At 32.9% G+C, this 11,898-nt stretch carries 8 protein-coding genes and 1 riboswitch; of the genes, 4 read left to right on the top strand and 4 right to left on the bottom strand.

What is annotated here, in order from left to right; genetic code table 11:
* Positions 1 to 489: 489 nt before the first annotated feature.
* Positions 490 to 690: riboswitch (cobalamin riboswitch) on the top strand.
* Positions 691 to 807: 117 nt separating this feature from the next.
* The 3 genes from N2712_02040 to N2712_02030 are packed head-to-tail and all read left to right on the top strand — an operon-like array spanning position 808 to position 6,054.
* Positions 808 to 3,210: an anaerobic ribonucleoside-triphosphate reductase gene (locus N2712_02040; GenBank protein MCX8028754.1), complete on the top strand. Its 2,403-nt coding sequence runs from the start codon at positions 808 to 810 to the stop codon at positions 3,208 to 3,210.
* Positions 3,211 to 3,233: 23 nt separating this feature from the next.
* Positions 3,234 to 3,938, top strand: coding sequence for an ABC transporter ATP-binding protein (locus tag N2712_02035; protein MCX8028753.1), 705 nt, complete (start codon positions 3,234 to 3,236; stop codon positions 3,936 to 3,938).
* Between the two features lie 10 nt (positions 3,939 to 3,948).
* Positions 3,949 to 6,054 carry a TonB-dependent receptor gene (locus tag N2712_02030; GenBank protein MCX8028752.1) on the top strand — a complete coding sequence of 702 codons (2,106 nt, stop codon included), beginning with the start codon at positions 3,949 to 3,951 and terminating at the stop codon, positions 6,052 to 6,054.
* A 30-nt stretch (positions 6,055 to 6,084) separates the two neighbouring features.
* On the opposite strand, the gene dnaK is transcribed toward N2712_02030, so the two are convergent.
* Together dnaK and N2712_02020 are read right to left on the bottom strand one after the other, a co-directional pair.
* Positions 6,085 to 8,001, bottom strand: a complete 1,917-nt coding sequence (gene dnaK / locus N2712_02025) for a molecular chaperone DnaK (protein MCX8028751.1) — start codon at positions 7,999 to 8,001, stop codon at positions 6,085 to 6,087.
* 47 nt (positions 8,002 to 8,048) lie between these two features.
* A complete protein-coding gene (locus N2712_02020; GenBank protein ID MCX8028750.1) occupies positions 8,049 to 8,768 on the bottom strand; it encodes a nucleotide exchange factor GrpE in 720 nt (239 codons plus the stop codon).
* Positions 8,769 to 9,195: 427 nt separating this feature from the next.
* On the opposite strand from N2712_02020, the gene N2712_02015 reads away from it, so the two are divergent.
* On the top strand, positions 9,196 to 9,786 hold the full coding sequence (locus N2712_02015) for a 16S rRNA (guanine(527)-N(7))-methyltransferase RsmG (protein MCX8028749.1): 591 nt from the start codon (positions 9,196 to 9,198) through the stop codon (positions 9,784 to 9,786).
* A gap of 180 nt (positions 9,787 to 9,966) precedes the next feature.
* Here N2712_02015 and rfbB read toward each other — a convergent pair whose 3' ends face one another.
* Positions 9,967 to 11,028, bottom strand: coding sequence for a dTDP-glucose 4,6-dehydratase (gene rfbB, locus N2712_02010; GenBank protein MCX8028748.1), 1,062 nt, complete (start codon positions 11,026 to 11,028; stop codon positions 9,967 to 9,969).
* Entirely contained in the window at positions 11,025 to 11,894 is an 870-nt protein-coding gene (gene rfbD, locus N2712_02005; protein MCX8028747.1) for a dTDP-4-dehydrorhamnose reductase, read from the bottom strand. Before rfbD ends, rfbB begins: the two co-directional genes overlap by 4 nt.
* Positions 11,895 to 11,898: the final 4 nt, after the last annotated feature.

The following is an 11,898-nucleotide window of genomic DNA, read 5'->3' as shown; positions in this document are numbered from 1 at the left end:
CACATCTTTCGAAATAACTTATAGCCTACTCAACTTCATATCGATACCCGCAATTCCTAAAATCCTTCTCAAACTCCTTCTTCAAAGAATGCTTAACACTGTTTTCTACACTATCCCTAACAGTATATACTATTCCCTCACATTACTTCATAAACTCCAACAACTTAACTCCCCTCACATAACTATACCCCTTACCCTAGCCTTCTACCAAAAACCACATCTATCCCAAACTTCTCACTGTTAATCCTATCCCCCTAAAAACACCTACCAAAACATCAAACAGTATACCTTTGTAGTAATTCTTCGTCAATTATCCCTTGTATCTAGTTATATACCCCTCTAACAATTCTCAAGAAAATATCTAACCACCCTAACACACTTCACCAAACTCCCTACCTCAAAATTAATATAATTAAGACACTAAGTAACTCTTTGAGTATCCTCTATTCACACAAACTTGAAAAACAATAAAATAATCTTTGATCATACTTTGTGGTTTGAGGGTAAAGTTCCTTAGCAGGGATTAAAAGGGAAGTGTGGTGAAAATCCACCGCTGGACCCGCAGCCGTAATTGGGGACGAAAACCGGAATTACCACTGTCCTACTTGGTTAACTGCTGGGTAGGATGGGAAGGCCGGTGAGTAGGATGATCCATAAGCCGGAAGACCTGCTTTACCCAGAAAGGATGCCTATTTCTCGGGCTTAAGAAATAGGATAGGAGTAAGTTAAATCAATATACACCTAGACCATTATTTATCTCCTCATCCTTTCTGGTTTAAGAGCTTTACCCTCCGAATGGAGGGAAAAATGAAAGATAAAGCTAAAATTCCATTTACGCTTGTAAGAGCAATAAGAACTACAATCGGAGATCACCCATTTCTACCCTCTGTTAGCATATATTTCCAAGGATGCGACGCCATACCTAAGTGTGAAGAATTTCACAATCCTGAAACGTGCTCTTCTAATGAAGATTTCAAAATAGAATATAAGAAATTGGAGGATATCGTATTTAGAAAAGTTGAATTATTACTGAAAACATATAACAAAGTCACATTGTGTTTACTCGGAGAAAAACCACTTACTTACAGAAATAGAAAATATGCTATTACCATAGCTAAGAAAGTAAAACTAAAATACGACGAAAGTATTGTAACAATACTACATTCATGGAGAAAATTGGAAGAAGTAGGAAAGGTGAATATAGACATTCCTTACTTCGACAAAATGGTACCAGGGAGATTCTCTCGAAATATTAGAACAAACTCTTTCTCTCCATCATTGAATCAACTGTACATAGTAAGAAGTAAAAATAGCAAGGAGTTGTGGCAGATCTTGGAGATTGAGGAACTTGACTGGGAAATTGATCCAATAAGATTCACAGAGAAATTCTTCAATCAAGGATTACTTGCAACAACAATTGACTCAAACGCAAATATTAGAAGTACAAATGTATACACATACCTAAATGAAGTATCCAAACCTTGGACTAAGCTCTATTCGATATCCAAAATTTACCAGAAACTCAAAAGTACATTCTCTAAAGAAGATACCGAATACCTTGTAAGGTATCAAATAATGGGTGATATATACGTACATGACACTCACCAAGCCGGATTTATTCCATATTGTTACACTTACTCTCTAAAGAAAATAGTAAACAAAGGATTATTTTTCATGGATACAATAAAATCTACTCCATTTCAACATCTGTCATCATTTATACAACACGTTATACAGTTTGTTATGTTTGCTTCAAATCAACAGTCTGAAACTGTAGGACTACCAAATTCTTTTGTATGGACGAACTATTTCTACAGAAAAGACATAAAAGATAAAACAGCATATCCAAAAAATAGCAAAAGAGAACTATATCAGTATTTTCAATTACTAATCTATTCTTTAAATCAACCTATAAGAGGCACTCAATCTCCTTACAAAAATTTCATCTATCTTGATAGAAGCCATATAAGAGAAATATTCTCCTCAGAAAAATACCCTAATGGACAACCAATCATAAATTCCACAGAAGAAATAATAGAGCTCCAAAATAAACACGGAAAATGGATATCAGAAGAAAGAGACAAACAAATTTTTACTTTTCCAGTACTCACAGCAGTTATTGTTTACAAAGACGAAAAGTTTATAGCTGAAGATAGCGAAAAATTCATAAATAAACTCAATCTAAAATGGCAAGGTACAAATTGGTATATATCAAACAACATAGATGCTATAGCTTCCTGTTGTACACTCACAAGCTCAATAAGAGATACAAATATACATATTAAAAGCAACACTTCACTAAAAGGAATGTTTAATTCAATTGGAGGAACTAACATAAACATAGGATCTTTTAAAGTTATAAGCATAAATCTACCAAGAATTTCACCTGAAGTATCAAGTAGAGAAGAATTTATCAAATCACTAAGGGAAAAAGTTAGAATAGTCCATAAAGTACTAGCATCTATCGGAGAAATACTAAAAGATAGAATAAAACAAGGAGTTCTACCTTTATATACTTTAGGATTAATGAATCTTGATAGACAATATGGCACAGTTAGAATAGATGGAGTTTTTGAAGCAACGGAAATATTAGGACTTACCAAAGATAGTATAGATGGTATAAAGTTCTCAAAAGAAGGAGAGAAATTTGTTATAGAAATACCAGAAACAATAAGAGAAGAAAATAAGAAAGCCTCCATGGCTTATGGTTTATCTTTTAATCTAGAACAATTACCTGCAGAGAAACTAGCAATCATATTTGCAGAGAGAGACAGAATATTATATAAGACAAAATATCACATTTACTCAAACCAATGGCTTCAACTTACTGTAGAAACAGACATTCCAAACAGAATAAGGTACTCTAGAATGTATGATAGACTAGTTTCAGGTGGAGCTATATTACACGTTAACATAAATTCTCCTTTCAGATCCGAAGAAGAAAGTTGGCAAATGATAAATTTACTAGCTAAAATGGAAGCAATTTACTTTGCATTTAATCAGAAAATCAGCGTTTGTAAAAATGGACATGGATTCTATGGATGCATATGCCCCGGATGTGGTAACGAAAAAGAAGATGAATTTTACAGAATTGCTAGATATCCTGTACCAACAAAATCATATCACAAAGCAAGAATGAATCACGGACATCATCTAAGAAAACAATACTCTCTCATCACAGAAAAATTTCTAAATTCACCACTTAGTTAGAATTACACGCAGGAGAGAAAAAAATGAATAAATTGAATGTATTAGGAATTCACATATCATATAACAAAAATGAAGAAATAATAACAAATTTTTCACTTTCAGCAACTTCAGGAGACATAATTCTCATAGAAGGTAGAAATGGTATCGGTAAAACGAGTCTTCTAAAATCAATAGCAGGAATAATAAAACCTCAAAAAGGTACTATAACAATAAACAACAAAGATATATTCTCTATTCCTCTAAACAAAAGAAAAGGTCTAGTAGTATTTGCCCAACAATCTCCACACTATTCTTCACCAATCAAAGTAATAGAATTTCTTGAAATGGCACTACACAATAATAATACATACACAAACAGAAGAAGAATGTTAAAGTACATAAATCTACTCCAAATCCAAGAAATCCTCAACAAACCACTTAACTTACTAAGTGAAGGCCAGAAAAAAATTGCTTTGTTGTGTAGAACATTCATCCAAGGCAGTAGTGTTATACTTTTAGATGAACCTGATGCTTTTTTGGATAGTTATAATCAAAATTTGATTTCAAATTCAATATTAGAAATTACTAGAGAAGGTAAAATAGTAATACTTGTATCACATAACAAGTCATTCTATTCAAAACTGTATACCCGAAAGGTATCTATACTCTCCTCATCGGAATTCTTGTTTGAATCTGTCGATTCAGAATTAGAGTTTAAATTTAATACAAAAGAAGTTATGTCTTTATAAGGAGGATATTATGAAAAGCGTAAATTTGATCAAACTAACTTATACAACAACACTACTTTTTGTAACGATACTAATCACAAGTATATCACCTTTTTCTTACTCAGAGGAACTAAATACAAATATCACACAAAATGCAACGAACATACAAAAAAAAGCATCATATGAAAGCCATAAAAGGACTTACAAAACGTTAAGTCCTCTTGTTTTTGAAAAAACTGTTGTAGGAACTATATGGGAAAGAGATAGTACTTTTTCAACGATCGATGTTAGAAAATACAAAAAGAAAGGAGATTCATCAGATATAACTGATTATATCCAAAACATACCAGACATTCAAACTCCTACTCATTATGGAGCAGAAGGATCATTAATTACTCTCTTCAATCCTAGAGGCGATAAATACAACATATCAATTAATGGATTAGGTATATCAACAATGATTAACTCTTCATACAATGCAAACTTACTCGATGCTCTGTTCTTTAACGGTGTAGACATTTACTACGGACCATCATCTTCTAAGTACGGAAGTGGAAACTATGGTGGTGTTTTAAACTTCAACCTATTAGGAGATGAAGATGTAAGTTTCATAAGAGTTATAAGAACTTTAGGTGCATCTTTTGAAACATATTATGTCATGAGTGATCTATCATTAGTAACAGATTTTGGTAAATTTTATCTAGGAGTGAGTTACAACAGGAGTGAAAACGCATTTTATTACAACATTTCAACTCTTTATACAAATCAATCATCACTAGAACCTACGAACTACATAAGACAAGGTGCTCATTACACAAAGTATTCAATTTTGGCAAGATATATAAATAACATTTCAGGAATAAACCTAGATATAGGATTTCTTGGGACACTACCGACAATAGATGAACCAAATCAAGTACAAATTACTTCTCCCCTAAGCTACGAGAAAGCAACCTCTAGAAACAGATTTTTATTACCCTATATAAAAACTAGATACTCCTTCGACAACACTGAAATAGGATTAAACCTATACTACACAGAGCACTATACCACTAGAAAGGTAGAAAAACCTTTGAATACTTCTTATGGTTCATTAGGTTCTGAGATATCGAGTAGCAAGTTTAGTACAGAGATTGAGCTAAAACGAAAACTTTTAATAAACGAAATGAATTCAATACTCTTAGGAATATCTCTAAACTTTGACTATAACAGTTCTAAATCAGAAAGCACAAACTACTCATCATTTCCAACTCCCAGTACTAATGTAGGGAAAACTAACGCAACAAGAAACATACTAGGGCTATATACAGAAGTCAACTACTTACTATCCTCTCTACTTCAGATTACAGCATCTTCAAGGTTTGAATATATGGACGGCAATATTTTTGAGCTGTCACCAAGGCTAGGAATTCTCCTAAAGCCTACCGATTTTATCGGTATAAGAAGTAGTGTTTGGAGAGCATATAGATTACCTTACTTTGACGATATATACGGAGGCATAGTTTACGGTTACGGTACAGTAATTACCAACTTAACTACTGAATATGTAAATGGAATAGATACTAGTTTCATACTCAACTACAATACTGACACAATAGGTTTCTACTTTTCACTTACACCATACTACCAAGATACAACAAATCTCATAGCATACAACAATGCTACTCTTAACACAGAAAATATAGGAAAAGTGTATACAAGAGGAATAAACTTAAATGCTAAAATAAGCTTTAAAGACACCCTGACATCAACTATATCTTATACTTATAACGAAGCTATAAATGGGAATGCCTATGAATACATTGGATGGAAAAATCCAGTGTTTTTGAATTATAGACCACTCAATATTCTTTACATCGATATAGTATATGAAAGAGGATATTTTGGATTAGGGGCATACCTTGACTATATATGGTATAGGTATCAATATATCTATGATAGTAATTTCAACATAGTAGGAAATAAACCTATAGATGATATTCTCACGATATCAATAAAACACTGGGCTAGACCAAAAGAGTGGGTTGAACTTGGAGTTGAATGGAAGAGAAATTTAATAGGAAACGAATATATTGAAGGTTACCCAATACCTGAAGAGAAAATAAACACGTACGTAATTTTTGAATTCAGTTGGTAATAAAAAGGGGCTATAAAAGCCCCTTGTGTTTTAGTTTTTCTTCTCTTCGTCAACTACCTTGTAATCAGCATCTACAACTTTTTCATCATTAGCTTTTGACGAAGTATCCGAAGTATTACTTGTGGAAGTAGGTCCTGCATGTCTATAAAGTTCTTGACTTATCCTATAAGTTATGTTTGTAACCTCTTCCATAGCCTTCTTTATAGCATTAGTGTCATCAGAATTTATGTTATCTTTCAGCTTGTTTATAGCTCTTTCAAGATCTAACCTATCCTGCTGGCTTATCTTATCTCCTTGTTCTTTAAGCAATTTCTCTGCTGAGTAAACTATTCCATCAGCTTGGTTTCTTATTTCTATTAACTCCTTTCTCTTTCTATCTTCCTCAGCATGTCTTTGTGCTTCTTCTACCATTCTCTTTATCTCTTCCTCAGTTAGATTTGTAGAATTTGTAATTCTAATACTCTGTTCTTTACCGGTTCCCAAATCCTTAGCATAAACTGTTAATATTCCGTTTGCATCGATATCAAACGTAACTTCAATTTGAGGAATTCCTCTAGGTGCAGGTGGTATTCCATAAAGTTCAAACCTACCTAAACTCCTATTTTGAGAAGCTAGCGGTCTTTCTCCTTGTAACACATGTATAGTAACAGCAGTTTGATTATCTTCAGCAGTAGTAAAAACTTGAGATTTTCTTACAGGAATAGTAGTATTTCTAGGAATAATAACTGTCATAACCCCACCTAGAGTTTCAACACCAAGTGATAATGGTGTAACATCTAATAGCAATATATCCTTTACTTCACCTTGTAGTATACCCGCCTGTATAGCAGCACCAACGGCAACAACTTCATCAGGATTAACAGATTTATTAGGCTCTTTCTTAAAGAAATCCTTGACTAAGTTTTGTATTAATGGTATTCTAGTAGAACCACCAACCAATATGACCTCATCTATATCATTCACAGTAAGTCCTGCATCTCTCAAAGCATCTTCACAAGGTTTGAGAGTTCTTTCTGCAAGATCTCTAATTAAAGACTCAAACTTTGCTCTAGTTAATGTTTTTATTAAGTTCTTTGGAGTACCACCAACAACTGCTATAAACGGTAAGTTAATTTCAGTTTCCATCTTTGACGATAACTCTATCTTTGCCTTCTCAGCCGCTTCTTTTATTCTCTGAAGAGCTATTCTGTCTTGAGACAAATCAACACCCGTTTCTTTTCTAAACTCCTCAATAAGCCAGTCCATTATTCTTCTATCAAAATCATCTCCTCCTAAATGGGTATCTCCATTTGTTGATTTAACCTCAAATACTCCCTCTCCTATTTCGAGTATAGAAATATCAAAAGTACCACCACCTAAGTCATAGACAGCAATTTTCATTTCTTTTCCTCTTTTCACAACTTCTTTATCAAGACCATACGCTAGTGCAGCAGCTGTAGGTTCATTAAGTATTCTCTCAACTTTTAGCCCAGCAATAATACCCGCATTCTTAGTTGCCTGTCTTTGAGCATCATTGAAGTAAGCAGGAACAGTTATAACCGCTCTCTCTACTTTCTCACCCAAGTAATCTTCAGCAGCAGCCTTTAACTTCATAAGTACTCTAGCAGATATTTCTTCAGGTGAAAACTCACCAGCAATTGTTTGAACTCTAACACTATCACCATGAGGAACAACTTTATAAGGTACCCTTCTTCTTTCTTCTTCAGTTTCCTCAAATCTTCTACCCATAAATCTCTTTATTGAGTAAATAGTATTTTCAGGATTAACTATCATTTGATTTTTCGCAGGAGCACCTACTAATACCTCTCCTTTTTGAGTGAAACCTACTATTGAAGGAGTAGTTCTACTACCTTCTTGATTTTGTATAACAACAGGTTTACCACCCTCCATAACAGCAACAACTGAATTTGTTGTACCAAGGTCAATACCTATAATCTTACCAGCCATAAATCCCTCCTATATAAAAAATAAAGACACCTCCCCGTAACTAAAAACTACGAGGAGGAAGACACACCCCCACTTCCAGTCCCTTCATCATTTATATTGTTTGTATTTTTTTCCTTACTTTTCTTTCTCTGCTTTTGAACCTTTACCTTACCAGGTCTTATAACGTTATCATACATCTTGTATGCCTTAAGATATTCTTTTACAACAACATCCTTGTCGTCGTCTTCTACTTCTACCTCTTCAACTTCTATCACTTCACTTATGTTAGGATCGTAAATTTTACCCTCCATATCTATTCTAACAACTCCATACTTCAAAAGTACATTCATAAGCTCCTTGTATATAAGCTTTATACCAATAAATATATCCTTTGCACTATCATCCAAATTCGCTCTTTCTATGCTTTCTATAGCCCTATCAAAATTGTCTATTATAGGCAATAAATCAAGGATGAAATCCTTGGTAGCAAATCTAACATACTCTACTTTTTCTTTATTAACTTTCTTTTTGTAGTTATCAAAATCAGCAGCTAATCTCTTTATAAGATCCTCATACTCTCTTATCTTAGACTCTTTAAGTTCAATTTCTTTCTTTAAGTTTAAAATAAACTCCTTTATCTTCTTAACCTTGTCTTGGTCCTTGTTAGTATCCTTCACATCCTCGTCCCCTTTAGGAATATCACTATCTGAATCTGAAACATTTACCTTATCAGCATCACTTCCTTGTATTTCATTAATTTCCTGAGCATTCTCTCTCTCAATATCCATATCAAACCTCCAAGTCCTTTATGTTGTATTCAAATACCATGCCAAAAATACTAGGAGTTCGTATTTCGTAAAAGTAAGCCCTTTGAATACAGAAATTATTAATATACTTAATACATCAAAAAAAACAGAAGCTTGCACTAGCTTTTTGAAAATGATAACCTAAATCACACAAGAATGATAAGGAACATCCAAAAAATTTTAACCTTAATAATGTTTATTAATTTCATACCTGCCATCATACACACAAACCAAGTGTATACAAAATAAACAAATATGTATAAAAAATATGCATTATAAGGATTACAAAAGTACAGATCAACTAAATTATTTCACTGTATAAAGGTTTAAACTAAGAATTTTATTGAAATTTTTGAATTCTAACAAAACATACATGTAAACATGGAGAAAAGACATTTAGAATATATATATGATTGATTATACTATCCTAAATGAAATAGGATTTATAGAAAACTTAGATCACAGTAAAATTAAAGAAAAAATAGAAAAATACATTGAAATACTATTTGAATGGAATGTTAGTACCAGTTTAACCTCAAATACAAAGGAAGAGTTTTTTGAAAAACATATACTATTTTCTTTCAACTACATACCATTCATCAAAGATTATGATAACGTATTTGACTTTGGAAGTGGTAATGGAGTACCAGGAATAATTCTAAGCTTTGTATTCCCTCAAAAAACATTTTTGCTAATCGAGAATAAAAAGAGAAAAGTAGCATTTTTGGAATATGTTTCATCAGTTTTGTCTCCGAACATACACATTATAAACTCATCTTTAGAAAAACCACCCGAAGAATATCTAGCAAATTTTTGTGTTATTTCAAAAGCCTTTAATGATATAGATACTATTCGGAAGTTTTTTAGGAAATCTTTCAATTTATTACTTCCAACAAGCAATAAATTAAACTACAAAAACGTAAAAATAATTAACACTTACAAACCGAAAGTAGGTAACTACCAAAATATATTCTTTTATGAAGTAGAAGTGAAAGCTTAGTCTTACAAGAAGCCTTGAAAAACCTCTCTATCATTCCTAATTACCCCTAAACCTAAGTATAAATCTGATCACTACAGAAACACTTTTTCATTTAGTAAAGTTCAAAACAAAGAATAGCACATCAAAAAATAAATTTCAAAATGATCAGTAAATTACTGTTACCAATATTTTCTAAGAAAACTATCTATTTGCATAGTTCTTGTCGTAGAATTTTAGATACTCACCCGAAATCACATTTCTCACCCAATCAAGATTTTTCAAATACCATTCTATGGTTATCTCAAGTCCCTCTTCAAAAGACAAGGTATGCTTCCAACCAAGCTCAGATATTATCTTTGTAGGATCAATAGCATACCTCCTATCATGCCCAGGACGGTCTTTAACAAACTTTATTAGATCTTCATTTATACTATCATCATTTGTTTTCTTTCTCAAAATCTCTAATATCTTTTTTACAACATATATATTCTCTCTCTCATTATGGCCTCCGATGTTATAAACTTCTCCTACTCTACCTTTTTGTATTACAATATCTATAGCTCTACAATGATCTTCTACATAAAGCCAATCTCTGATATTTCTACCATCACCATAAACAGGTAACTCTCTGTGATTAATAGCATTCCATATCATAAGAGGTATTAGTTTCTCTGGGAATTGGTAAGGTCCATAATTATTAGAACATCTTGTTATAATAACTGGCATGCCAAATGTATAGTAATAACTCTTCGCAACTAAATCTCCACCAGCTTTGCTGGCAGAATAAGGACTATGAGGATCTAGTGGAGTAGCTTCGGTAAAGTACCCCTCAGAATCTAGAGAACCATACACCTCATCTGTTGAAATTTGTATAAACCTTTTATCACCTCTCCAACTATCTCCCTTTTTCCAATAATCCATCGCTACACTTAACAAAGTCTGAACACCTACAACATTTGTCTGTATGAAAACATGCGGATCAAAAATAGATCTATCAACATGAGACTCAGCAGCAAAGTTAACCACAACATCAAAATCATAAAGCTTAAACAAATAGTTAACCAACTCAGCATTATTGATATCTCCCCTTACAAAGACAAATCTTTCTCTATCCTTAAACGTTAGTTTAGCTAAATTTTCAAGATTTCCAGCATATGTTAGTTTATCAAGTCCTACTATGAAGCTATCCTTATGCTTACTTAGATAGTAATAAACAAAATTAGTTCCAATAAAGCCAGCACACCCTGTAACCAAAAGCCTCATAATTTATACTCCTCCTTAAGATAATTGTAAACTGATTCTCGCCACTCAGGAATCCTAACATTAGTAATATCCTTAACCTTAGTGGGGTCAAGTTTTGAATACTTAGGTCTCCTAGCAGGTAATTTGAATTGAGATTGCTTAGCTCTGTATATTTTACCTTTCCACCCTATGACTTTCAAAACAAACTTTGCATACTCATATCTACTACATTCCCCTTCACTAGAAAGATGGTATATCCCAAAAGCACTTTCCTCAAAAAGTCTCCAACTCACATCTACTATCGTTTTAACACTGGTTGGAGAAGAGATTTCATCAGTAGAAACCTTAACAGTTCCCTCCCTAATCCAGCTCATAAGCTTGTGAATAAAATTATTTTCCCCTCTTCCAAATACCCAACTAACTCTTAAACATATACTTCTTGGATTAATTTGCCTTAAAAACACTTCTCCTAACGCCTTGGTATATCCATATTTTGATATAGGACAAGTTAAATCATCTTCGGTATAAGGTGTAGTTTTACTACCATCAAATACATAATCCGTTGAATAGTGAATAATTGGTATTTTCTTTTCATATGAAAGAAGGGATAGCAACCTAACCCCCTCAACATTAGTCCTATAAGCTTCTTTGTATCCTTCACCCTCTGCCTTATCAACATTGTTGTACGCTGAACAGTTTATTACAAGATCAAAATCATAATCTTCGAAAAGTTTAGAAACCTTATCTTTATCATAAACGCTTGTCTGATATGTTTTTTCATCTCTCGCATTCCTACTGACTGGTACATATTCAATACTATTTCTCTCAAAAAATCTCCTAAATTCTGTACCCAGTTGTCCATAAGCACCTACTAACAGGACTCTCATATCA

The organism is Brevinematales bacterium (assembly GCA_026415355.1).
Classification (GTDB): domain Bacteria; phylum Spirochaetota; class Brevinematia; order DTOW01; family DTOW01; genus SKYB106.
The sequence above is the reverse complement of the archived record's forward strand: the minus strand, read 5'-3'. Positions and strand labels throughout refer to the sequence as shown.